Raw genomic sequence first — 23,878 nt, 5'->3', positions numbered from 1 at the left:
CGGTGACGAATCCGCCGGCGAACATGCTTTGTTCAGACTGAAAGTGATAGTCATGTTAACAACGGTGCTGAAGTTATGATGTGAGTGCGGCAGATACTTTCTTATGCACCAGTGACAGAAACGCGCCCGCAGTGGTATCCCAGTTGGCCGGAACAAACTCTCTTTTATAGCGGTCACGGAAATCAGATTCGACATCATCGCACTCTGCCAGAAACAGCTCGATGTCTGCCAGCATGGCGTGCAGGTTTCCTTTATGCGCTTCTCTGATATACGCCTCGATTTTGGGCTCGATCTCATCACCCGGTTCAAACAGGTCAAAATCCTGCCCAAACCAGATGCCAATAAAATTATCCAGTTCACTGATACTGATACGGTCCATCATAACTCCGGGAAAGCGGTAATGATAAAGTAAGGTTTGCCGTTGTAGGGCTTAAAATCCAGTATGACGCGAACGGCGTAGCAGGTCTCAACCTCTTCACGCCCTTTACTCACGACTATACCAACCGGATGTGAAAAACGCCGACTCAGGCGCATACGGGCTTGTAAGCCTGGAGGGATATTTTTCACCCACATCTGAATTTGATGCTTATTATCTGCCAGCACCTTACTGATCAGTGCTTCCGCCTCGCTCAGAGACTTAAAGCTACTGGCCTCATCGAGACGAGGCCGGTTACGAAGCCTCTCCCGCAGCTCATCCGGCGTTTTGGCGATATGTCGCTCAATCGTGTGCCCACCGGGTGCTCGCCCTGAGAGCGACTCATGCTCGGCGATTTTGACCCGCCCGGCACGCACCGCGATGACGCGCTCTGCTCCGGCTGCAAAGGCAAATGCCATCGGAATGGCGATATCTACCGTCAGGCCGACATTCATGGCGGTCTGATGGTCAGCGCCGAGCGATTCTGCGAGTGACACGGCCGAATTAAACGTGTCGGTAGCGACCTGTCTGCCAGTCCATATCTGGCGCAGGCTGGCCTGAAGAGTGTCGAGACCGTGAGTGCCGACAAAGACGCAGCCAGCTTTGGTCAGCATGGTGGGCTCAGGCACGACGCACAGCGCGCCAGCACCAAAAAGCTCAATCACCCCGCCAGCGAGCCCGAGCCCTCCGAAAATGCGGTTGCTGGTCGTTTCACCCTCGCTGACGCTGCGATCTGAAAGGACGGCTGCCAGCTGCACCGGGGAGAGTGCAATCCTTACCCCTTTTTCATCTTCCACTGAATATTCCTTTTCATGAATGGGCCTTTAACTTACCCGATTTTTAACCGGCACTGAAGCCACACAAAAGGTAAGGGCGAATAAGTTGCTCACTGCCTTTTCGGTGCCAGAGCGAAGCGCGCCAGTCATAATGTTAAAGCTGGTGCGTTCTCACCCTTAATTCACAAAAAAGCATAATCCACATTAAAAGGTTATGACCGCTGATACACTTTCTGCTTTACAAGCAGGGAGGGGCTTTCTATAGTCGAAAATTGCCAAAAAAAGATGAAAACCATTCTAAATCAGTGTTTTTGGCTCTGATTCCTTGACAGGGTAACGGTTATGGCTAAAGCAGTTATCGCAATTCACGGCGGCGCCGGCGCGATTACGCGTGCGGCAATGAGCGCCGAAAAAGAGCAGCACTATCGTCAGCAGCTGGCCGCGATTGTCAGCGCCGGCCAGCAGATTCTGGCCAGCGGCGGTAGCGCGCTGGATGCCGTGACTGAAGCGGTGCGGCTGCTGGAAGAGTGCCCGCTGTTCAATGCCGGCAGAGGGGCCGTGTTCACCCATCAGGGCACCCATGAACTGGACGCCAGCCTGATGGATGGCCGTACGCTGGATATCGGCGCCGTCGCTGGCGTCAGCCGTATCCGCAATCCGATTCTTGCCGCGCGTAAAGTGCTGGAAGCCAGTCCGCACGTGCTCTTTATTGGCAGCGGGGCAGAAGCCTTTGCCGCGCAACAGGGGCTGACGCCGGTCGAGCCTGATTTCTTCTCGACGCCAGAACGCTGGGAGCAGCTGCAGCGCGCGCTGGGCAGCGAACAAATGCTGCTGGATCATGATGGCGCGGCGCAGGGGAGCGAACCGCTGGACCCGGATCGCAAATTTGGCACCGTGGGTGCGGTAGCGCTCGATTTGCAGGGTAATCTGGCGGCCGCCACCTCCACCGGCGGCATGACCAACAAGCAGGCGGGCCGCGTCGGCGATTCACCGCTGGCGGGCGCCGGCTGCTATGCCAACAACGCCACCGTGGCGGTCTCCTGTACCGGTACCGGCGAAGTGTTTATTCGTACGCTGGCGGCTTACGATGTCTCAGCGCAGATGGAATATGGCGGTCGTTCGCTGCAACAGTCCACCGCCAGCGTGATTCATGACAAAGTGCAGGAGCTGGAGGGCAGCGGCGGGCTGATTGCCGTTGATGCCCACGGCAACGTGGCGCTGCCGTTTAACAGCGAAGGTATGTACCGCGGATTCGCATACGTGGGCGGCGAGGTTGAGGTGGCGATTTACCGCGACAGCTAAGGAGCAGGCATGACGGATCTACAGCAGCAGTTTGCGCCGCAGCAGGTGCTGGCGGTACGCGACCTCTGCGTGCGCTTTGAGCATGAAGGGCGCGTGACGGACGCCGTGCGGCAGCTTTCGCTCGATCTGCACCGCGGAGAAACGCTGGCGCTGGTGGGCGAATCGGGCTCGGGCAAATCGGTGACGTCGCTGGCGCTGATGCGTCTGATTGCACAGGCCGGCGGCGCGGTCAGCGGTGAAATCCTGCTGCGGCGGCGCAACGGCGAGGTGCTGGATGTGATGCGGGCGTCCGCCAGCCAGATGCGCCGGGTGCGCGGTGCGGACATGGCGATGATCTTTCAGGAGCCGATGACGTCGCTCAACCCGGTGTTCACCGTCGGTGAACAGATCGCCGAATCTATTCGTTTGCATCAGGGGAAAAGTCACCAGCAGGCGCAGGCCGAAGCGCGACGCATGCTGGACCTGGTGCGCATTCCGGAAGCGCACAATGTGCTGTCGCGCTATCCGCATCAGCTCTCTGGCGGTATGCGCCAGCGCGTGATGATCGCCATGGCGCTGTCGTGCAAGCCGGCGCTGCTGATTGCCGATGAGCCGACCACCGCGCTGGACGTCACCATTCAGGCGCAGATTCTGCAGCTGATTCGCGTGCTGCAAAAAGAGATGCAGATGGGCGTCATCTTTATTACCCATGATATGGGCGTGGTGGCGGAGATGGCCGATCGCGTGCAGGTGATGTATCGCGGCGATGTGGTTGAGCGCGCGCCGGTGCAGCAGTTGTTCGATGCGCCGCAGCAGCCGTATACCCGCGCGTTGCTGGCGGCCGTGCCAAAGCTCGGGGCGATGAGCGGCCAGCCGCTGCCGGCGAAGTTCCCGCTGCTGCATACCAACGGCCGCGAAGAGGCCAGCACGCCGCAGGATACCGTGCGTCACGATCGTCCGCCGATTTTACAGGTGCGCGATCTGGTAACGCGCTTTGATATTCGCGGCGGGCTGCTCAATCGGGTGAAGCGTCGCGTCCACGCGGTGGAAAAAGTCAGTTTCGATCTTTATGCAGGCGAAACCCTCGCGCTGGTGGGCGAGTCCGGCTGCGGTAAATCCACCACCGGACGCTCGCTGCTGCGGCTGGTCGCCAGCCAGGGCGGCAGCATCACCTTTGGCGGCCAGCGCATTGATGCGCTGCAGGGCAGGGCGCTGGCCACGCTGCGCCGCGACATTCAGTTTATCTTTCAGGATCCGTATGCGTCGCTCGATCCGCGCCTTACCGTCGGCTTTTCAATTATGGAGCCGCTGCTGGTGCACCGCAGCATGGGGCGCGCGCAGGCAGAGAAACGCGTCGCCTGGCTGCTGGAACGCGTCGGTCTGCTGCCCGAACACGCGCAGCGCTACCCGCACGAGTTTTCTGGCGGTCAGCGCCAGCGTATCTGCATCGCACGCGCGCTGGCGCTCAATCCTAAAGTGGTGATCGCCGACGAATCCGTCTCCGCGCTGGATGTGTCGATCCAGGCGCAGATCATCAATCTGATGCTGGATTTACAGCGTGAATTTGGCATCGCCTTCCTGTTTATTTCGCACGACATGGCGGTGGTGGAGCGCATCAGCCATCGCGTGGCGGTGATGTATCTCGGGCAGATTGTGGAGATGGGGCCGCGTCAGGCGGTATTCGAACAGCCGCGCCATCCTTATACCAAAAAACTGATGGCCGCGGTGCCGGTGGCCGATCCGGCGCATCGGCACCGCGAGCGGGCGCTGATGGTCGATGAGATCCCCAGCCCGATTCGCCCGCTGGGTGATGAGCCGGAAGTGGCACCGTTACTGGAAGTGGCGCCGGGCCATTTTGTCGCCCGCCATGCCATTAGCGGCGCCTGAGCAGCAACCAACCGCGCCCTCTGTGCAGGGCGCGCAAGACAGGGACTACAGGAGATCGATAACGATGCACCATATCATGCGAAAAGGGGTTATCACTGCCGGGTTGTTGAGTTCGGCGCTGGCGCTGCCCGCCTGGGCGGCCAAAGATGCGGTGATTGCCGTGTCGTCGACCTTCACCACGCTGGATCCGTACGACGCCAACGACACGCTGTCGCAGGCGGTGGCCAAATCTTTCTATCAGGGCCTGTTCGGCTTCGATAAAGACATGAAGCTGGTCAACGTGCTGGCCGAAAGCTATCAGGCCAGCAGCGATGGGCTGACTTACACCATCAAACTGCGTCCGGGCGTGAAATTCCAGGATGGCACGGATTTCAATGCCGAAGCGGTGAAGGTCAACCTCGACCGCGCCAGCAATCCGGACAACCATCTCAAGCGCTATAACCTGTTTAAATATATCGCCACCACCGAAGTGGTCGATCCGTCCACGGTGAAAATTACCCTGAAGCAGCCGTTCTCAGCGTTTATCAACAATCTGGCGCATCCGGCTGCGGTGATGATTTCGCCAACCGCGCTGAAAAAATATGGTAAGGACATCGGTTTCCATCCGGTAGGCACCGGACCTTATACCTTTGACACCTGGAACCAGACCGACTTTGTCAAAGTGAAAAAGTGGTCGGGCTACTGGAAACCGGGCTATCCAAAACTCGACAGCATTACCTGGCGTCCGGTGGTGGACAACAACACCCGCGCGGCGATGCTGCAAACTGGCGAGGCCAGCTTTGCCTTCCCGGTGCCGTTAGAGCAGGCCAAACTGTTGCAGGCCAATAGCAAGCTGGATGTGGTGACCACACCGTCGATCATGCAGCGTTACATTAGCCTCAACGTGACGCAAAAGCCGTTCGATAACCCGAAAGTGCGCGAAGCGCTGGAGTACGCCATCAACCGCCAGGCGCTGGCCAAAGTGGCCTTTGCCGGTTACGCCACGCCAGCCACCGGCATCGTGCCGCCGCGCATTGATTTTGCCCAGAGCTATCCGGCCATCAAATACGATCCGGCCAAAGCGCGCGAGTTGCTGAAGGAAGCGGGCTACCCGAATGGTTTCGAAACCACGCTGTGGTCATCGCATAACCACAGCACCGCGCAGAAAGTGCTGCAGTTTACCCAGCAGCAGCTGGCGCAGGTGGGTGTGAAGGTGAAAGTCACGGCGATGGATGCCGGCCAGCGCGCGGCGGAAGTGGAGAGTAAAGGGCAGAAAGAGAGCGGGGTGCGCATGTTCTACACCGGCTGGTCAGCCTCCACCGGCGAAGCCGACTGGGCGCTGACGCCGCTGTTCGCAACCAGCTCGTGGCCACCGGCTATCTTCAACACCGCGTTCTACAGCAACCCGCAGGTGGATAAAGACCTGGCGGATGCGCTGAAGACCACCGATCGCGACCAGAAAGCCAGACTGTATAAAGACGCGCAGGACCGCATCTGGAACGATCACCCGTGGATTCCGCTGGTGGTGGAGCAGCTGCTGTCTGCGAACAATAAAAACCTGACCGGTTTTTACGTCATGCCCGATACCTCATTCAATTTTGATGAGGCGGATCTGAAGTAACAGACGCGGCCAGCCTTACGGGGCTGGCCGATGCTGCGCGGGATTTCGCATGCTCAACTATTTTCTTAAACGCCTGCTCGGGCTGATTCCCACGCTGCTGATTGTCGCAGTGCTGGTGTTCCTGTTCGTGCATCTGCTGCCGGGCGACCCGGCGCGCCTGATTGCCGGACCGGAAGCGGATGCCTCAGTGGTGGCGCTGGTGCGTCAGGAGCTGGGGCTCGATCAGCCGCTGATTCAGCAATTCTGGCACTTTATCCTCAATGCTTTGCAGGGTGATTTTGGTCAGTCGATGGTGTCAAAGCGGCCGGTCTCTGCCGAAATTGCCGCGCGCTTTTTTCCTACTCTGTGGCTGACGCTGAGCAGCATGGTGTGGGCGGTACTGTTTGGCATGGCGATCGGCATCGTTTCGGCGGTATGGCGCAATCGCTGGCCGGACCGCATCGGCATGACGCTGGCGGTTTCCGGCATCTCCTTCCCGGCGTTTGCGCTGGGCATGCTGCTGATGCAGGTCTTTTCGGTCGAGCTCGGCTGGCTGCCGACGGTGGGCGCCGATAGCTGGCAGCACTACATTCTGCCGTCGATTACGCTCGGTGCCGCCGTGGCCGCGGTAATGGCGCGCTTTACCCGCGCTTCGTTCGTTGAGGTGATGCAGGAAGATTATATGCGCACCGCGCGGGCCAAAGGGGTGCGCGAATCGCTGGTGGTGGTCAAACACGGGCTGCGCAATGCCATGATTCCGGTCGTCACCATGATGGGGCTGCAGTTCGGCTTTCTGCTCGGCGGCTCGATTGTGGTGGAAGTGGTGTTTAACTGGCCCGGACTGGGCCGTCTGCTGGTGGATTCGGTGGAGATGCGCGATTACCCGGTGATTCAGGCCGAGGTGCTGCTGTTTTCGCTGGAGTTCATTCTGATTAACCTGATCGTCGATATGCTCTACGCGGCGATCAACCCGGCTATTCGCTACAGGTAAGGAGTCGCAATTGAAGAACTGGCGACGCGATGCGGCACTGAAATCCCTGCCGCTGATGACGGAAAACCGGGTTCGCACGCCGTGGCGTGAATTCTGGCGGCGCTTTCGCCGTCAGCATGTGGCGCTGCTGGCAGGCGCGTTTGTGCTGCTGCTGATTGTGGTGGCGTTTATCGCCCCGTGGATCGCCCCGTTTGATGCCGAAAACTATTTTGACTACGACCGGCTCAACGAAGGGCCGTCGTGGATGCATCTGTTTGGCGTCGATTCCCTTGGACGCGATATCTTCAGCCGGGTGCTGGTCGGCACGCGCATTTCGCTGATCGCTGGCTTCTTCTCGGTGGCGATTGGCACGGTGATCGGCACCGTGCTGGGGCTGCTGGCGGGCTATTACGAAGGCTGGTGGGATCGTATCACCATGCGCATCTGCGACGTGTTGTTTGCTTTTCCCGGCATTCTGCTGGCGATCGCGGTGGTGGCGATCATGGGCAGTGGCATGAGCAACGTGATTGTGGCAGTGGCGATTTTCAGTATTCCGGCATTTGCCCGTCTGGTGCGTGGCAATACGCTGGTGCTGAAACATCAGACCTATATCGAGTCGGCGCGCAGTATTGGTGCTTCCGACTGGACCATTATCATGCGTCACATTTTGCCCGGTACGGTGTCGTCGATTGTGGTCTATTTCACCATGCGTATCGGTACTTCGATCATCACCGCTGCCAGCCTGTCCTTTCTCGGTCTGGGCGCGCAGCCACCGACGCCGGAGTGGGGCGCGATGCTCAACGAGGCGCGCGCCGATATGGTGATTGCACCGCACGTGGCGATCTTCCCCAGCCTGGCGATTTTTCTCACCGTGCTGGCGTTCAATTTGCTGGGCGACGGCCTGCGCGATGCGCTGGACCCGAAACTGAAGAGCTGAGGGTGAACACCGCATTGCAGTTGTAGCGGCGCGATTCATCGCGCAATAAATTGCGCCGCTACGATAACTGCAATGCCTGGCGCATGACCCTTATTCAGGTCATTGATTTTATTAACACTTCAGCGCATCAAAACGTTTCCCAGTTATCGTTACCGTGGCTCACCGCCGCGGGCAGAGCGCGGGTCGGGGCGGGCAGCACCGGTTTCACCACCCGCTCGGTTACCGCAGCAGGCGGGCGGGCGCCGGTGTTGAACCGTGCCACCGCCGATGACAGCCGGCTGGCCTGCTGCTCCAGCGATGCCGAGGCGCTGGCCGATTCCTGCACCAGCGTGGCGTTCTGCTGCGTCACGCGATCCATCTCATTCACCGCCTGGCCAATCTGGTCGATACCGCGGCTCTGCTCATCAGAGGCAGAGGCAATCTCGCCCATGATATCGGTGACGCGCGTCACCGCGCTGACAATCTCCTGCATGGTATCGCCAGCGCTGCTGACCTGCTGCGAACCGAGATCCACGCGCTGCACGGAGTTTTCAATCAGCAGTTTGATCTCTTTCGCCGCCTGCGCGCTGCGCTGGGCCAGGTTGCGCACTTCGCCCGCCACCACCGCAAAACCGCGCCCCTGCTCACCGGCACGCGCCGCTTCTACCGCGGCGTTAAGCGCCAGAATGTTGGTCTGGAAAGCGATACCGTCGATGACGCTGGTAATGTCGGCGATTTTTTTCGAGCTGTCCGCAATGTCACGCATGGTTTTCACCACGCCTTCCACCACGCTACCGCCTTTATCGGCGGTGTCCGACGCGGTTTTCGCCAGCTGCGTGGCCTGACGCGCGTTGTCAGCATTCTGCTTCACGGTCGCGGTCAGCTGTTCCATGCTGGCGGCGGTCTCTTCCAGTGAGGCAGCCTGCTGTTCGGTGCGCGCCGAGAGATCGTTATTACCGTTGGCGATGGCACTGGCGCTGCCAAAAATGGCATCCGCGCTGTCGCGCACGTTATTAATGGTACCAAGCAGCGCCTGCTGCATATGATTCAGGCTGGCGGCAATGGCCGCCATTTCACTGCGGCCTGCCACCTGCAGGCTGGCTGACAAATCGCCTTCGGCAAAGCGCTCGATCTGCTGCTGCACCTGCTGCATCGGTGCCAGCAGCACGCGGCGCACCAGCGTCCATACCGCCGCCACCATCAGCACCACCACCAGTGCGATGACGGCAATCATGATCAGCACCTGCTGATAGTTGCTGTCATTTTGCAGGCTGCGCTGATTGATCAGCTGCATGTTTTCATCACGCCACTGCTGATAAGCCTGTTCCAGTTCATCCTGCGCCTGCTGCGCATCGAGGTTGCCGTAGGCCGCGTAGTTATTGGCTTTCAGAAACACGGCGGACTGCTGCAGCAGCGCGGCAAACGCTTTGAATTTATTGTCGATCAGATCGGCGGTCGACGCACTCTGGCCGTCGATGCGCGGATAGCTTCTATACTGATTGAAGTGCTGCTGCGCCGCTTCCAGCGAGGCACCGGCTGCCAGCAGCAGCTTGTTGATCGCCGCCAGCGACTGCTCGTCTGTCTGATTTTTCAGAATACGGATCGCCACGCGGTTGATGGTGACGCGGGTTTTCACCAGCGTTTGCCAGCCGTCGCCCAGCTCGCGCTGCTGATGAGACAACTGATTGCTGGCGGTGAAATTATGCTGTCCCGCGCGCAGCGAGGAGAAAAAGAGCGAGCCGGATATGGCCTGCATGGCTGTGAATACCACCAGAATAACCACAATGGCGGTCACAATTTTCATCTTGTTGAACATGTGAGCATCTCTTAGCAAATGAGCCGGTAGTTATGTTATCGGTGGAAAAAAGCATCACTAAAGTGCGGCAGCGAAATAATTCACCGCAGTAATGGTTACGGACAGGAGGCCAGGGGATGAAACCCTTCAATTACCAGCAGGATTTTAAACAGCTCGACTTCCGTCAGCATCCGGAGCTGTATCAGGTCGGGCGCGGCGAGCAGGGGGTGCTGATGGTGGAACCTTATAAAAGCGAAATTTTGCCGCACTGGCGCTTTCGCACCGTCGAGCTGGCGCAGCAGTCATCAGAAAAAATCATGCAGCTGTTCGAGGCGTATCGCGCGCAGGATGATTTTGTCGGTATGGATATGGCGCGCAAATTTATTCAGATGGGTTACACCCGCGCGCGCCGCTACAGCAATCATCAGGGCGGACGGAAATACGATGCCGACGGCAAAGAGCTGCCGCGTACGGTAGAAAAAGAAAAGGCCGCTGCGGCGGCCGTGTTCAAAGCGTGCTGGGACCGGCTGCGCGCCGATAACGATTATCTGGCGCGCAAAAAAGCGCACCAGCAAAAGTACGGTTAAACGCGCGTGCCCCACAGGTCGTATTCGTCGGCGTGTTCGACTTTGACACGCACCACCTCGCCGACCTTCACCTGGCGATCGCCATTCAGGTACACCGCACCGTCGATTTCCGGGGCGTCGGCCATGCTGCGGCCGACCGCGCCTTCTTCATCCACTTCATCGATGATCACCAGAATCTCGCGACCGATTTTCTCCTGCAGACGCTCTGCGGAGATCTGCTGCTGCAGCTGCATGAAGCGGTCAAAACGCGCCTGCTTGACGTCGTCCGGAACCTGATCCGGCAGCTGGTTAGCCGTGGCGCCTTCAACCGGGCTGTACTGGAAGCAGCCAACGCGATCGAGGCGCGCTTCACGCAGGAAGTCGAGCAGCATCTGGAAATCTTCTTCGGTTTCGCCCGGGAAACCCACAATGAAGGTGGAACGCAGCGTCAGCTCCGGACAGATTTCACGCCAGCGTTTGATGCGCTCCAGCGTGCGCTCAACCGCGCCCGGACGCTTCATCAGCTTCAGGATACGCGGACTGGCGTGCTGCAGTGGAATATCGAGGTAAGGCAGGATTTTGCCTTCGGCCATCAGCGGGATCACATCATCCACGTGCGGATACGGATAAACGTAGTGCAGACGCACCCAGACGCCGAGTTTTGCCAGCTGCTCACACAGGCTGACCATGCTGGTTTTCACCGGCGAACCGTTCCAGAAACCGGTGCGGTGTTTAACATCGACGCCGTACGCGGAGGTGTCCTGCGAGATCACCAGCAGCTCTTTTACGCCGGCTTCCACCAGACGTTTAGCTTCATCAAGTACCGCGCCAATCGGACGGCTGTCCAGATCGCCACGCATTGACGGAATGATGCAGAAAGTGCAGCGATGGTTACAGCCTTCGGAAATTTTCAGGTAAGCGTAGTGGCGCGGCGTCAGCTTCACGCCCTGTTCCGGCACCAGGCTGAGGAACGGGTTGTGCTCGGGTTTTGGCACGTAAGTGTGCACGTGCGACAGGACCTGCTCGTAGCTGTGCGGGCCGGTGATCTCCAGTACTTTCGGATGCACTTCGCGAATCTGATCCACTTTGGCGCCGAGGCAGCCGGTGACGATCACTTTGCCGTTCTCGTTCAGCGCTTCACCAATCGCTTCAAGTGATTCCTGTACGGCACTGTCAATAAATCCACAGGTGTTAACGATGACGATCTCCGCATCATCGTAGCGTGGCACCACGTCGTAGCCTTCTGTCCGCAGCTCCGTCAGGATGCGTTCAGAGTCGACGAGGTTTTTTGGGCAGCCGAGAGAGACGAAGCCTACACGCGGCGGATTTTTGACATGGCTCATAAGGATAAAAATTCATCATAATTAAGGTGGACAGGAGCGCGATTGTACAGAGGTTGACGGGGAAAATGTATAGGGAAGCGCTGTCGAAATCAGAGAAAAAGGCCACGCAAACGGTGGCCGGGGGAATTACAGCAATAATTGTTCCGGACGGCAGCTGTAGAGTCGGGCTAAGCGCTCGCGCGTTTTTTTCTGTGGTTTACTCTCTTTGCGTTCCAGTTGGGAAATTGCACTTTGCGTGGTCCCTAATTTTTCGGCAACATACTGCTGCGAGAGGTTACGGTAAACACGCCAGGCCGCCTGCAGACTGATATCCTGGCTGAGCATAATGCCAACCACGTCATGCGGCACGGTTTCATCATCATGTTCATCCGCTTCAATTGCGAGGGTTGTCCAGTTGCTTTCCGCATCTGAAAGCAGCTTTTCATACTCCGCGACAGGCAGAACCACGAATTGCGGTTCGCCTGCTTCATCATAAATATACTGTTTTGACATACGTTATCCGGGTAGCGTCAGGTCGCGGCCAATGTCATCAGGTACATAGCTGCGGGGTTTCCCCCGCAGAGTATCAGTAAGTATGAGAGGTTCTGCGTGCAACTTCTACAATCTCAAGAACGACAGGCTCTCCCTCTATCAACGCAAAGATAACCCGATAATCGCCCACCCGCAGACGGTAACGATTATCACTCTGCTGCAGCTTCCTGATGTCCAGGGCGACGGCCGGAAAGGCGATCAGCTGGGATGTCTTTTCAAAGATGCTTTTTTGATAGCGTTTGTCGATCTTCATCAGGTGTTTCAGGGCACGTTTAGACCAGGATACTTCAACCACAATGCACCTCTTTTCACCTGCCATCCCTGCAAGGGATAATTAGAAAATAAAGAGTAAATCTAATATTGTCAATCTAATAATCTTATATATCATGGCAGGGCGTTTACCTGGCGCAACATTTTGTTTGGTGTACGCTTAGTGAGCATGGCGGACATCCGGGTTGTGCAAGCGGGTCGATTTTGCTTAAATATTGGGTTGGTAATTGTAAGTTATTATCGACATTACAGAATTTTAAAGCGCGCCAGCGGTGAGTTTCTCTCTGCCGGGGCAGAAGTGGATAATGTGAGAGCAGACAAATGCAAGAGATCGTCAAAGGTTTTCTGAATTTTCAACAGAATGTGTTTCCTGAAAGGAAGGATCTTTTCAAGAGTCTGGCGTCCAACCAGAATCCTAAAGCTTTATTCATCTCCTGTTCGGATAGCCGTCTGGTGCCAGAGCTGGTGACACAGTCGGAGCCGGGCCAGCTGTTTGTGATCCGTAACGCCGGTAACATCGTCCCGCCGTTTGGTCCGGAGCCGGGTGGCGTGTCAGCAACCATCGAGTACGCGGTGGTCGCGCTGGGCGTAACCGAAATTATCATTTGTGGTCACTCCAACTGCGGTGCGATGAACGCGATTGCGTCCAACGCCGATCTCGAGAGCATGCCGGCGGTTGATCACTGGCTGCACTACGCCAATGCGGCAAAAGCGGTGGTGGAAGAGCGCAACTACGAATCAGTTGAGAAACGCCTCAACGAAATGGTGAAAGAGAACGTGATTGCCCAGCTCAACAATATCAAAACGCATCCTTCCGTTTCGGTCGCGCTGCGCAAAGGCAAGCTGCGCCTGCACGGCTGGGTTTATGATATTGAAAGCGGCGGCATTATTGCGCTGACCAAAGGCGGTGAATCCTTCATTTCACTGTCGGAAAACCCGGAAACCTGCTTCGAATAATCCTGCCTGCTATCCGCCCGGCCACTGCGCCGGGCTTAATGTTTTGTAAATCCTGCACATCCTTTCTTACTGGCTGACTACCCTTAACGGCAGACTGTGAAAAGGAGAATCCCATGCGTTTATGGCGTGTTGCGCTGCTGGCTGGCGCGCTCAGCGGTTCCTTTACCGCGCTGGCGGCTGATGTCCAGGTGCAGGTGTTACAGGACAAGCTCGATCATCCGTGGTCGGTGGCGTTTCTGCCCGACCAGCAAACCCTGCTGATTACCGAACGTTCCGGACAGCTGCGCAGCTGGCAGCCGGGCCGGGGGCTATCGCAGCCGATTAGCGGCGTACCCGACGTGTGGGCCAACCGCCAGGGCGGTCTGCTGGATGTGGTGCTGGCGCCGGACTTCGCGCAAAGCCGTCGGGTGTGGCTCAGTTATACCACCGCCGATGACACCGGCCGCGCGGGCGGCGTAGTGGGTTACGGCACGCTCAGCGCAGATCTCCGTCAGCTGCAGGATTTTAAGGTGGTGCTGGAGCAAACGCCGAAACTCTCCGGCGGTGCCAACATCGGCACGCGGCTGGCGTTTGATCGCCAGGGCTATCTGTACATCGCGTTCGGCGATAACTTTGCCAGCCGCAGCGCGCAGCAGCTGGACAAACTGTCGGGCAAAATTGTCCGCCTGACACAGGACGGCAAGGTGCCGGCGGATAACCCGTTTAACCATCGTCAGGGCGCACGCGCGGAGATCTGGTCTTACGGCGTGCGCAACCCGCAGGGGCTGGCGCTTAATCCGTGGACGCAGCAGATGTGGGAGAGTGAACACGGCCCGCGCGGCGGCGATGAGGTGAACCTGGCGGCGAAGGGCAAAAATTATGGCTGGCCGCTGGCGACATACGGCATTGATTACAGCGGGCAGAAAGTGCCGGAAGCGCAGGGCAGCGCCGTTGCCGGCACTGAGCAGCCGCTGTTTTACTGGCCGCAATCGCCGGCCATCAGCGGCATGGCGTTTTACAATAGCGCGCGCTTTCCCCAGTGGAAAAACTCGCTGTTTATCGGTGCGCTGAAAGATAAAAGTCTGATCCGTCTGCGCGTTAACGGCGAGAAGGTCGAAGAGGCGCAGCGGCTGCTGGGCGATCGTGGCGAACGCATCCGCGATGTTCGTCAGGGACCGGATGGTTATCTGTATGTGCTGACCGATGAGGCCAATGGCAAGCTGCTGAAAGTCGGGCTGGCGGAGGCCGCCAGCGCCGCGCGCGGTTAATCAGCGCACCCAGTTACACACCTGCCAGCCGCGCTGCTGCGCTTCCTGCTGCAGCAGCGCATCCGGGTTGATCACCCATGCATGATCGGCATGCGACAGCAGCGGCAGATCGTTCATCGAATCGCTGTACGCCCAGGTGCGCTCAAAGCGTCGATCCTGCTGCAGCGCTCGCCAGTCGCTGAGGCGTGAAACTTTGCCTTCACGGTAAGTGGCGGTGCCGTAAATCTCACCGCTGTAGCGTTCATCGACCACTTCCACGCCAATCGCCAGCGCGCCGTGTACGCCCAGCCGTTCCGCAATCGGTACGGCGAGGTGATCGCCGCTGGCGGTAATAATCATTACCGTGTCGCCACGCTGCTGATGCCACTGAATGCGTTCGCGCGCGGCGGGAAAGACGCGCGGCAGGATATCGCGATGAATAAAGCGCCGCACCCAGCCTGCGACGGTGAGCGTCGCCATGCCGGTGAGGGGTGAGAGCGTAGTGCGCATGTACTCTTCAATCGACAGGCTGCCGGCGTGGTATTGCGCCATCAGCGCCTGCTCCTGACGAATGATCTCTTCCGGTGCAAACCCCTGCGAAACCAGCCAGCGCAGCCAGAGGCTGGTGCTGTCTTCACAAATCAGGGTTTCATCCAGATCGAAAACGGCTAAGTCCATCATGATTCTCCTCGGGCTGACTGGCATCAGGTTAGCGGAATTTTGTGACTGGCTTAACTGTTCTACGAAAATTCGGAATTTCTCGCAATTTTTCCTCTGCCCTGACGCCCGCGCACTGGCAGCGCAGCGGCCTTAATGCCAGGGTTACTCTAACAAACTCTAAAAAACTTTACGGTTTGGCGGTTTTTTTCACCGGCGTGAACCGTTAGCGTTTGGTAAGACATGTCTTACCTGCACAAATCCGTGATTTTACAAGGACAATTGGGTCACGCTCATGAGAAAAACATCCCTGACTTCATTCTGGCGGCCACTGGCGGCCAGTTCATTATTGTTGCTTTTCGTCCCTGTCACCACTCAGGCCGAGCAGGCACCGGCGGCACCGCAGATTGAGGCAAAGGCCTGGATTCTGATGGACTACAGCAGCGGCAAAGTGCTGGCAGAGTCCAATGCCGACCAGCGTCTTGATCCCGCCAGTCTGACCAAAATGATGACCAGCTACGTGGTCGGCCAGGCGCTGAAATCCGGCAAAATCACCAGTAACGACAGGGTGACCATCGGCCAGGATGCGTGGGCCACCGGCAATCCGAAACTGCGCGGGTCGTCGCTGATGTTCCTCAAGCCGGGCGATCGCATCCCGGTCTCGGAACTGAATAAGGGCGTGGTGATCCAGTCGGGGAATGATGCCTGTATCGCGCTGGCGGACTATGTCGCCGGCAGTCAGGATGCCTTTATTGGCCTGATGAACAATTATGTTAAAGCCTTTGGCCTGCAAAACACCCACTTCATGACGGTGCACGGTCTGGACGCCGAAGGCCAGTACAGCACCGCACGCGATATGGCGATTATCGGCCAGCGCCTGATTGGTGATGTGCCGGAAGAGTATGCGCTGAACAGCGAAAAAGAATTTACCTTTAATAATATCAAACAGATGAACCGCAACCGCCTGCTGTGGAGCAGCAACCTCAAGGTTGACGGCATCAAAACCGGGCATACCTCGGGGGCGGGCAATAATCTGGTTGCTTCAGCGGTGGACGGCGATATGCGCCTGATTTCGGTGGTACTGGGCGCGCAGACCGATGCCATTCGCTTCCGCGAGAGTGAGAAGCTGCTGACGTGGGGCTTCCGTTTCTATGAAACCGTTACGCCGATTAAAGCGGATAAACCGTTTGCCCAGCAGCGCGTGTGGTTTGGCGAAAACAGCCAGGTCAACCTCGGCGTGGCGAAGGATGCGGCGATCACTATCCCGAAAGGGCAGATGAAAAATCTCAAGGCCAGCTTTACCCTCAACGCACCGCAGCTGGAAGCGCCGCTGAAAAAGAACCAGGTAGTGGGCACTATCGATTTCCAGCTGGATGGCAAAACCATTGAGCAGCGTCCGCTGGTAGCGATGGAGGATGTACCGGAAGCCGGCTTTATTGGTCGCATCTGGGATTTCATTATGATGAAATTCAACGGCTGGTTTGGTAAGTGGTTCAGTTAATCTCAGGACGGCGGGTCAGCCCGTGGCTAACCCGCCTGCCGGCTGAGTTTATCCGCGCACCCAGCCTTTTTTAATCGGCATCGCGAACAGGGCGCGGTAGAGTTGATGCGTCAGCGCCAGCATGCGCTGACCGTACAGCTGCCACGCCAGATGCGAAGCCAGACAGCCAAGCAACCCCACCAGAAAACCGCCCAGCATATCCAGCGGCCAGTGCACGCCGAGATACACGCGTGACCAGGCAATAGCGCTGCCAATCGCCAGCAAAACCACGCCGGACCACAGACGGTGCCAGAAAATAAACGCCAGCGCGAAGGTAAAAATTGTGGTGCCGTGATCGCTGGGATAGGAGTCATCAGCGGCGTGTGACAGGAACTGATGACCGAAGCCAATGGCGAACGGGCGCGGGTGTGGCAGCAGCTGGCCCACGCACCAGGAGATGCTCAGCGCATAAATCAGCGCCATGCCGGTTTTAAGCACCAGCGCGCGCTGCGACTGCAGCTGATCGCGCGGTCCCCACAGCCACAGGGCGACAATCAGCAACGGTACAATCGCAATCACATCTTTGGCGATAAAAGTCGCCAGGCTGAGCAGCCACGCGGGTGAATCCGGCGTGGCGTTAATCCATAAAAAGAGGGTGTGGTTAAGAGCTTCCATCACGTTTCCTCGTCCTCGTCTTGTTTACCCAAAAAGAAATTGCGGCAAAAATCAGCAGCTGGCTGAGCCACACCCACCAGCCCGCCCACAAATTGTGGGAGAAAAAGTGCGCACCACGCATCACCTGGCCATAGCCCATCAGCAGGCCACAGGCGATACCCACTGCCAGCGCCAGCAGCGCGCGGCGTGGACGCTCCGGCCACCACAAAAAAAACAGCGCCATCAGCGCAAAGCCGCTGGAAGCATGGCCGCCCGGAAAGCACTGGCCCGGGCCACTGTTGGCCGGCACCGCCGCCAGCAGCGGAAAGCTCGCGGCATTGCCGCCGAACAGCGTCAGATCCCACGGACAGGAGTGCGCGCTGTGCGCCTTCAGCATGCCCACCACCAGCGGCCCCATACCAAACAGCAGGGCCACCAGCACACGCCGGGCGTCGCGCTGTTGCAGGCCGCGCAGTAACAGCAGCACCGCGCCAGCGATAATCACATCCTTCATCAGCCGATGGTTAATCAGGTCCAGCCAGCGGTTGTGCTGCCACGGAAAACGCCGGGTGAGCGGATCAAACCAGCGCTGGCTGATGGCGATGTCGAGGCTTTCGTGGCGCGACCACCACAGAAGCGCCAGCGCCAGAATTGCCAGCAAAATAAGGTTGATAGCGTAGAAGCGCGCGGACAGAGAATAAATAGCCGCGCTCCGAATCTCACTGCGGGTTGTTGGAGTGTTTAACTTTGATGAAAGTTGCATGAATATTTGCAAATAGCGAAACCAGAGTCACAGGGTGGCAAATCACGCTTAGGGAAACCTTAAGGGGAGCGCGTAGCAGGCATAAAAAAACCCGCTAGCAGAAGGCTAACGGGCTCCTCAATTTGGGGATTTCAAAGAAAAGCAGTGGCACTTATTCAGACTGCATCGCGTCCGATTAGTTCTGACGCGTGTAAAAATATTTTTAAACAGGCAAAAGCGGCCAGATGATGACGATCAGCGTCCCCGCCAGCGTCAGCAAGACGTTGGCAATGGCGTAGGTGCCGGCATAGCCGAGTGCCGGAATGCTGCTGCGCGCGGTATCGCTGATGATCTCCATGGCCGGTGCGCAGGTGCGCGCGCCCATGATGGCACCAAATAGCAGCGCGCGGTTCATGCGCAGCACGTAAGCGCCGAACAGATAGCAAATCACCACCGGCAACAGACTCACCAGCAGGCCGCTCAGCAGCATCAGCGCGCCCGCACTGCCGAGACCGTGCTGCAGGCCGCTGCCGGCGCTCAGGCCAACCCCGGCCATAAACACCATCAGTCCAAACTCTTTCACCATGGTCAGTGCGCCCTGCGGGATGTAGCCGAACGTCGGGTGGTTGGCGCGCAGGAAGCCGAGCATGATGCCGGCGAACAGCAGCCCGGCGGCGTTGCCCAGGCCAAAGCTGAAGTTGCTGAACTGGAAGGTGATCATGCCGATCATCAGGCCGATGATAAAGAAGGCGCAGAACGCCAGCAGATCGGTCATCTGGCTGTGAATAGCAATGAAGCCGATGCGATCGGCCAGGCTTTTCACCCGGCGCGCTTCGCCGCTCACCTGCAGCACATCGCCTTTGTTGAGCATAATGCTGTCGTCGATCGGCATCTCAATCTGGCTGCGAATCACCCGGTTGAGGAAGCAGCCATGATCGGTCAGTTTTAAATGGCTCAGGCGTTTATTCACCGCGTTGTGGTTTTTCACCACGATCTCTTCGGTGACGATGCGCATGTCGAGCAGATCGCGATCGAACACCTCTTTACCATTACGGAAACTGGCGTCGAGACGCGCATGGGCATCCGGATAGCCCACCAGAGAAATCTCGTCGCCGAGCTGCAAAACTGCATCACCGTCCGGACTAGCGAGAATGCCGTTACGCCGCAGGCGCTCAATGTAGCAGCCGGTCTGACGGTGAATCCCCAGCTCGCGCAGGTTTTTGCCGCCGCTCCACTCAACCAGCTCCGGACCAACGCGATAAGCGCGAATCACCGGCAGGAACACTTTACGCTGGCTGTCCGCATCCAGACCGCGCTCGCGCGCGATTTGCTGGGCGCAGGTCGGCAAATCCTGATGCTGCAGGCGCGGCAGGTAGCGTGCGCCGAAAATCAGGCTGACCAGCCCAATCAGATAGGTGAGGGCGTAACCCAGGCTGAGGTTATCCTGCATGCGACCCAGCAGCTGCGTGTCGCTGATGCTTTGCCGCAGCGTATCGCCTGCGCCCACCAGCACCGGCGTTGAGGTCATCGAGCCGGCCAGCATGCCGGCGGTGAGGCCGATATCCCAGCCAAACAGTTTGCCGAGCGTCAGCGCAATCAGCAGAGCGCTGACCACCATGACGATTGCCAGAAAGAAATAGTTCTTACCGTCGCGGAAAAAGATGGAGAAAAAGTTGGGACCGGCTTCCACCCCGACACAAAAAATAAACAGCATAAAGCCCAGACTTAAGGCGTCAGTATTTATCGCGAAGTGTTGCTGACCCAGAATCAGCGAAACCACCAGCACACCAATAGAATTACCGAGTTGTACGGAGCCAAGGCGTAATTTACCCAGGCACAGGCCGAGGGCTAATACGACAAATAATAACAGAACGTCATTTCCGCTTAACAATTCTGCGACGTTAATGTTCACGGTTTAACTTCTTATTTACCTGTAACGGGTTGATGGAAGGGGATTTTTTCGCTATCTTGTGACGGCAGCGCACGGCCCGGTCACCGAATGTTCTTAATCTGTGACCCACATAAAGCGGCGCCATTCTAATCATAATTAACACCCTCAGCTATCAGCAGTTTTCATTCCTTCTGCCTTCAGCTGTTTCTTTTTATTTCCACGTAAGCGCATCAGGGCAGTTAAAAGTTTCAATATTGTTAACGTCAAAGTTGAGGAGAGGTATGTTGCAGCGCAATAATCGCTGGCCAGCATCGGTTCTGGGCGTGATGCTTTATACGCTGGTGTTTATTTTTGCACATCATTTTTGGTCCGCCGCCGCGACGCAGGCGGTGCGTGGACAGCCGGAACTGCTGCTGTTTCTGCTGCCGGGCATCGTGATGGCGCTGCTGCAGCCGGACAGTCCGCTGATCGGCACCCTGTGGATCGCGCTGGGCGGGACGCTGCTGGGCATGATGTGGGTGTGGCTGGTGATGCCGATGACGCACAGCTTGCTGCTGGTGACGGCGTGGAGCCTGAGTGCTCTATTCTGGGCGGGGTGCGGTGCGCTGCTGGTGCGCCTGTTGCGCATTATGCTGGCGATGCGCACCAGCTGAGTGAAGCGAAGACGGGCCCGCAGGCCCGTCAGGTCAGGCTTCGATGCCGAGGTTTTCTTTGGTCCACGCAGCAAATTCGGTGTAACCACCGATGTGCTGGTCGTCGAGGAAGATCTGCGGCACGGTAGAAACCGGTTTACCGGCACGCGCTTCCAGGTCGGCTTTGGTGATGCCGGTCGCCTGGATATCGACGTACTGATAATTAAAATCGTCGCGCTCGCTGGTTAACTTCGTGGCTAACTCTTTTGCTCGTACGCAGTATGGGCAGCTGGAACGGCCAAAAATCACTGCAATCATTGCTTCTCTCCTTCCGCTGCTGTTTTGTGACTTGTCTCACATCACAGCGTGAATAATGCGTCACATCATGCCCGCCCATCCTGCTTAAGAAAAGCAGAAATTGCCTGTTACTCTAATGCGCGCTGTCTATACCCGGTCACAATGCCGTACTACAGTATTCGGGTATCACCTGCAGCAGAAACAGATGAACACTGAGGAGCCCTGAACCATGCGTAATCTGGCGACGTTGCCTAAACCCGTGCTACTGCTGGAAGCACTGGGCGTGCTGGCAGTGATTGGCGCGCTGCTGCTGGTCAACGACTGGCTGGCGGCACCGGCATTCATGGCGAAAAAACCGCTGGCAACGCTGCTGTTTTTCCTCGGCATTGCGCTGATGCTGCCGGCAGCGTGGCTGATGATGTGGCGCACCGCAAAGGCGATGGCACCGCAGTTGTTCAATCACACCCACAAAAAGAAGTAACCGGAGAGGATTATGACGCCGACTATTGATTTGCTTTGCAGCCACCGTTCCATTCGCGCCTTTACTGAGCAGGGGATTGATGACGCCCAGCGCAGCGCGATTATCGCTGCGGCGCAGGCGGCCTCGACCTCCAGTTTTTTACAGTGTTCCTCCATTGTCCGTATCACCGACCGCGCCCTGCGCGAGCAGCTGGTGCAGCTCACAGGCGGCCAGCCATGGGTCAGCGCCGCAGCGGAGTTTTGGGTGTTCTGCGCCGACTTCAACCGCCACCAGCAAATCTGCCCTGAGGCTCAGCTGGGCCGAGCCGAACAGCTGCTGCTGGGTTGTGTCGATACCGCGCTGATGGCGCAGAACGCCATGGTCGCTGCGGAATCGCTCGGTTTAGGCGGCGTGTTTATTGGCGGCATTCGCAACAGCATCGCGCAGGTGACGGAGCTGCTGGGGCTGCCGAAGTTTGTGCTGCCGCTGTTTGGCTTCTGCATCGGCCATCCCGACGCGTCACCGGACGTCAAGCCGCGCATGCCGCAGGCGATGCTGGTGCATGAAAACCGCTACCAGCCGCTGGATAAAGCAGTGCTGGCGCAATATGACCAGCAGATCACCGCTTACTATCAGCAGCGCGACAGCAATCAGCGCTCGGAAACCTGGAGCGAACTGATTCAGCGTTTGATCATTAAAGAAACGCGACCGTTTATGCTGGACTACCTGCATCAGCAGGGCTGGGCAACGCGCTAAGTACAGGGACCGCTGCAATGAAGATGGCCATTCTCACCCGTGACGGCGCGCTCTACTCCTGTAAACGCCTGCGTGAAGCCGCGGAAGCGCGTGGCCATCAGGTGCAGATGATCGATCCGCTCTCCTGCTACATGAACATCAACTCCGACTCGCCGGCGGTGCACTATCGCGGTGAGGCGCTCGGCCATTTCGACGCGGTGATCCCGCGCATCGGCACCGCCACCACCTTTTACGGTACGGCGGTGCTGCGTCAGTTCGAGATGCTCGGCAGCTATCCGCTCAACGAGTCAGTGGCCATTACCCGCGCACGCGACAAGCTGCGCTCGCTGCAGTTGCTGGCGCGCGAGGGCATCGACATGCCGGTTACCGGCTTTGCCTCGTCGCCGGATGATACACAGGATGTGATCGCCATGGTCGGCGGCGCGCCGCTGGTGGTGAAACTGGTGGAGGGGACGCAGGGGATCGGCGTGGTGCTGGCGGAAACCCGCCAGGCGGCAGAGAGCGTGATCGATGCGTTTCGCGGTCTCAATGCGCATATTCTGGTGCAGGAGTTCATCAAAGAGGCGCGCGGGCGCGACATCCGCTGCCTGGTGATTGGTGACGAGGTGGTGGCGGCGATTGAGCGGGAAGCGAAAGAGGGCGATTTCCGCTCTAATCTGCACCGCGGCGGCAGCGCCCGCGCCGTCACCATTACCGATCAGGAGCGCGAGATCGCGGTCAAAGCGGCCACGACACTGGGATTAGCCGTGGCGGGCGTGGATATTCTGCGCGCCAACCGGGGTCCGCTGGTGATGGAGGTCAATGCCTCTCCGGGGCTGGAGGGCATCGAAGGCAGCACCGGTTTAGACATTGCCGCCATGATGATCCGCTGGATTGAGCAGCACGCCTGTCCCGGTTATCGTCCGAAAACCGGGGGCTAAACCGCGCTTTTGCGCGGTTTTCGTGGCATCTGCAGCCATTTTTCCGTAAGCTAAGGCGCTTATTTATTCACCCCACAGGATACAACGATGGATTCACTGGTCGTTCCTGACATCGACATGCTGCGTCGCTGGCTGGATCAACAAAATATCACCTGGTTCGAATGCGACGCCTGCCAGGCTTTGCATCTGCCGCATATGCAGAATTTTGACGGGGTGTTTGACGCGAAAATCGACCTGGTGGATAACGTTATCCTCTTCTCGGCGCTGGCAGAAGTAAAGCCCACCGCGCTGATCCCGCTGGTTGGTGAACTGTCGCAAATCAATGCCAGTTCGCTCACGGTGAAAGCCTTTATCGATATACAGGATGACAACCTGCCGAAGCTGATTGTCTGCCAGTCAATCAGCGTAAGCGCCGGCATCACCTTTGGTCAGTTCACCCACTTCATGAAGCAGAGCGAAGAGGGGATTTCGATGGTGATCATGGAAGCGTTCGCCAATCATCTGCTGATGATGGGCGAAGACGAGGAGCGTCCGCCGAGTGTCAGCAGCCACAGCATGCTGCACTGATTTTTTCCCTCCTGCTAACTGCCGCTTTTTGCGGCAGTTTTCATTTCAGGCCCACCACTTTTTATTCTGCATTTTGCCCTTTATTGCCAGATATTAGTCGTGCTTTATGCCGCTAGTGCCAGAGTGCATAGCAGAAACATGCATAACTTATCGCAAAAAGGCGTTTTTTAAGCTGGGATCTGGCACGCAGGAATCAGGGGGGCTATTCTTGCGGGGCTGTCTGATACGTGCAACTACGGCGCAGCTATAGGTTTTTGCTATTAAACTCCCGCTGAATATTGATTCATTGTGTGGCTGTAATTTAACAGAC

25 protein-coding genes are annotated in these 23,878 nt (G+C 57.8%); 14 read left to right on the top strand and 11 right to left on the bottom strand.

Annotated features, from left to right (window positions below):
- Positions 1-73: 73 nt before the first annotated feature.
- Positions 74-379, bottom strand: coding sequence for a contact-dependent growth inhibition system immunity protein (locus H7K56_RS04310; protein ID WP_150360669.1), 306 nt, complete (start codon positions 377-379; stop codon positions 74-76).
- Positions 379-1,212 carry an RNase A-like domain-containing protein gene (locus H7K56_RS04305; RefSeq protein ID WP_150360614.1) on the bottom strand — a complete coding sequence of 278 codons (834 nt, stop codon included), beginning with the start codon at positions 1,210-1,212 and terminating at the stop codon, positions 379-381. The genes H7K56_RS04310 and H7K56_RS04305 overlap by 1 nt, the downstream gene beginning before the upstream one ends.
- Before the next feature lie 321 nt (positions 1,213-1,533).
- Between H7K56_RS04305 and H7K56_RS04300 the strand changes: the two genes are divergently transcribed.
- From H7K56_RS04300 to gsiD, 5 genes are all read left to right on the top strand, one after another.
- The gene (locus H7K56_RS04300; RefSeq protein WP_150360615.1) at positions 1,534-2,493 is read left to right on the top strand and encodes an isoaspartyl peptidase/L-asparaginase family protein; all 960 of its coding nucleotides are present in this window, start codon (positions 1,534-1,536) and stop codon (positions 2,491-2,493) included.
- A gap of 9 nt (positions 2,494-2,502) precedes the next feature.
- On the top strand, positions 2,503-4,359 hold the full coding sequence (gsiA, locus tag H7K56_RS04295) for a glutathione ABC transporter ATP-binding protein GsiA (RefSeq protein WP_150360616.1): 1,857 nt from the start codon (positions 2,503-2,505) through the stop codon (positions 4,357-4,359).
- 64 nt (positions 4,360-4,423) lie between these two features.
- Positions 4,424-5,959, top strand: coding sequence for a glutathione ABC transporter substrate-binding protein GsiB (gene gsiB / locus H7K56_RS04290; protein ID WP_150360617.1), 1,536 nt, complete (start codon positions 4,424-4,426; stop codon positions 5,957-5,959).
- Positions 5,960-6,008: 49 nt separating this feature from the next.
- Entirely contained in the window at positions 6,009-6,929 is a 921-nt protein-coding gene (gsiC, locus tag H7K56_RS04285; RefSeq protein WP_058769519.1) for a glutathione ABC transporter permease GsiC, read from the top strand.
- Between the two features lie 10 nt (positions 6,930-6,939).
- Complete coding sequence (gene gsiD, locus H7K56_RS04280) at positions 6,940-7,845, top strand: glutathione ABC transporter permease GsiD (RefSeq protein WP_058769520.1); 906 nt, start codon at positions 6,940-6,942, stop codon at positions 7,843-7,845.
- A 127-nt stretch (positions 7,846-7,972) separates the two neighbouring features.
- Here gsiD and H7K56_RS04275 read toward each other — a convergent pair whose 3' ends face one another.
- Positions 7,973-9,640, bottom strand: coding sequence for a methyl-accepting chemotaxis protein (locus H7K56_RS04275; RefSeq protein WP_021508398.1), 1,668 nt, complete (start codon positions 9,638-9,640; stop codon positions 7,973-7,975).
- A gap of 116 nt (positions 9,641-9,756) precedes the next feature.
- Here H7K56_RS04275 and H7K56_RS04270 point away from each other — a divergent pair, with 116 nt between their 5' ends.
- On the top strand, positions 9,757-10,206 hold the full coding sequence (locus tag H7K56_RS04270) for a DUF4385 domain-containing protein (RefSeq protein ID WP_058775349.1): 450 nt from the start codon (positions 9,757-9,759) through the stop codon (positions 10,204-10,206).
- Here the strand turns inward: H7K56_RS04270 and rimO are convergent.
- From rimO to H7K56_RS04255, 3 genes are all read right to left on the bottom strand, one after another.
- Entirely contained in the window at positions 10,203-11,528 is a 1,326-nt protein-coding gene (gene rimO, locus H7K56_RS04265; RefSeq protein WP_021508396.1) for a 30S ribosomal protein S12 methylthiotransferase RimO, read from the bottom strand. The two genes, H7K56_RS04270 and rimO, sit on opposite strands and share 4 nt — an antisense overlap.
- 126 nt (positions 11,529-11,654) lie before the next feature.
- Entirely contained in the window at positions 11,655-12,020 is a 366-nt protein-coding gene (locus H7K56_RS04260; RefSeq protein WP_150360618.1) for a helix-turn-helix domain-containing protein, read from the bottom strand.
- 73 nt (positions 12,021-12,093) lie between these two features.
- Positions 12,094-12,354 (bottom strand): type II toxin-antitoxin system RelE family toxin, encoded by a 261-nt coding sequence (locus H7K56_RS04255; protein ID WP_031279864.1) that lies wholly within the window; start codon positions 12,352-12,354, stop codon positions 12,094-12,096.
- Between the two features lie 296 nt (positions 12,355-12,650).
- On the opposite strand from H7K56_RS04255, the gene H7K56_RS04250 reads away from it, so the two are divergent.
- Positions 12,651-13,286 (top strand): carbonic anhydrase, encoded by a 636-nt coding sequence (locus tag H7K56_RS04250; RefSeq protein ID WP_021508393.1) that lies wholly within the window; start codon positions 12,651-12,653, stop codon positions 13,284-13,286.
- 113 nt (positions 13,287-13,399) lie between these two features.
- Complete coding sequence (locus tag H7K56_RS04245; RefSeq protein ID WP_150360619.1) at positions 13,400-14,533, top strand: PQQ-dependent sugar dehydrogenase; 1,134 nt, start codon at positions 13,400-13,402, stop codon at positions 14,531-14,533.
- Here the strand turns inward: H7K56_RS04245 and H7K56_RS04240 are convergent, their stop codons facing one another.
- Positions 14,534-15,190 carry an HAD family hydrolase gene (locus tag H7K56_RS04240; RefSeq protein ID WP_021508391.1) on the bottom strand — a complete coding sequence of 219 codons (657 nt, stop codon included), beginning with the start codon at positions 15,188-15,190 and terminating at the stop codon, positions 14,534-14,536. It lies immediately after the preceding gene.
- A 274-nt stretch (positions 15,191-15,464) separates the two neighbouring features.
- Between H7K56_RS04240 and H7K56_RS04235 the strand changes: the two genes are divergently transcribed.
- Entirely contained in the window at positions 15,465-16,670 is a 1,206-nt protein-coding gene (locus H7K56_RS04235) for a serine hydrolase (protein WP_150360620.1), read from the top strand.
- Positions 16,671-16,718: 48 nt separating this feature from the next.
- Here H7K56_RS04235 and ybjG read toward each other — a convergent pair whose 3' ends face one another.
- From ybjG to H7K56_RS04220, 3 genes are all read right to left on the bottom strand, one after another.
- Entirely contained in the window at positions 16,719-17,324 is a 606-nt protein-coding gene (gene ybjG / locus H7K56_RS04230; protein ID WP_021508389.1) for an undecaprenyl-diphosphate phosphatase, read from the bottom strand.
- Positions 17,311-18,066: a phosphatase PAP2 family protein gene (locus H7K56_RS04225; RefSeq protein ID WP_150360621.1), complete on the bottom strand. Its 756-nt coding sequence runs from the start codon at positions 18,064-18,066 to the stop codon at positions 17,311-17,313. The genes ybjG and H7K56_RS04225 overlap by 14 nt, the downstream gene beginning before the upstream one ends.
- A gap of 202 nt (positions 18,067-18,268) precedes the next feature.
- Complete coding sequence (locus H7K56_RS04220; protein ID WP_021508387.1) at positions 18,269-19,957, bottom strand: aspartate:alanine antiporter; 1,689 nt, start codon at positions 19,955-19,957, stop codon at positions 18,269-18,271.
- 260 nt (positions 19,958-20,217) lie between these two features.
- Between H7K56_RS04220 and ybjM the strand changes: the two genes are divergently transcribed.
- Positions 20,218-20,589 carry an inner membrane protein YbjM gene (gene ybjM / locus H7K56_RS04215; RefSeq protein ID WP_021508386.1) on the top strand — a complete coding sequence of 124 codons (372 nt, stop codon included), beginning with the start codon at positions 20,218-20,220 and terminating at the stop codon, positions 20,587-20,589.
- 33 nt (positions 20,590-20,622) lie between these two features.
- Here the strand turns inward: ybjM and H7K56_RS04210 are convergent, their stop codons facing one another.
- Complete coding sequence (locus H7K56_RS04210; RefSeq protein WP_010618314.1) at positions 20,623-20,886, bottom strand: GrxA family glutaredoxin; 264 nt, start codon at positions 20,884-20,886, stop codon at positions 20,623-20,625.
- A gap of 208 nt (positions 20,887-21,094) precedes the next feature.
- On the opposite strand from H7K56_RS04210, the gene H7K56_RS04205 reads away from it, so the two are divergent.
- The 4 genes from H7K56_RS04205 (at position 21,095) to H7K56_RS04190 (ending at position 23,568) form a co-directional block, all read left to right on the top strand.
- Entirely contained in the window at positions 21,095-21,346 is a 252-nt protein-coding gene (locus tag H7K56_RS04205; RefSeq protein ID WP_058769528.1) for a DUF1418 family protein, read from the top strand.
- 12 nt (positions 21,347-21,358) lie between these two features.
- Positions 21,359-22,081, top strand: a complete 723-nt coding sequence (nfsA, locus tag H7K56_RS04200; RefSeq protein WP_058757789.1) for an oxygen-insensitive NADPH nitroreductase — start codon at positions 21,359-21,361, stop codon at positions 22,079-22,081.
- A gap of 17 nt (positions 22,082-22,098) precedes the next feature.
- Positions 22,099-23,001, top strand: a complete 903-nt coding sequence (rimK, locus tag H7K56_RS04195) for a 30S ribosomal protein S6--L-glutamate ligase (RefSeq protein ID WP_021508383.1) — start codon at positions 22,099-22,101, stop codon at positions 22,999-23,001.
- 87 nt (positions 23,002-23,088) lie between these two features.
- A complete protein-coding gene (locus H7K56_RS04190; RefSeq protein WP_021508382.1) occupies positions 23,089-23,568 on the top strand; it encodes a type III secretion system chaperone family protein in 480 nt (159 codons plus the stop codon).
- The last annotated feature ends 310 nt before the right edge of the window (positions 23,569-23,878 follow it).

Origin of the sequence: Pantoea dispersa (assembly GCF_014155765.1) — a bacterium.
Classification (GTDB): Bacteria; Pseudomonadota; Gammaproteobacteria; order Enterobacterales; family Enterobacteriaceae; genus Pantoea; species Pantoea dispersa.
The sequence above is the reverse complement of the archived record's forward strand: the minus strand, read 5'-3'. Positions and strand labels throughout refer to the sequence as shown.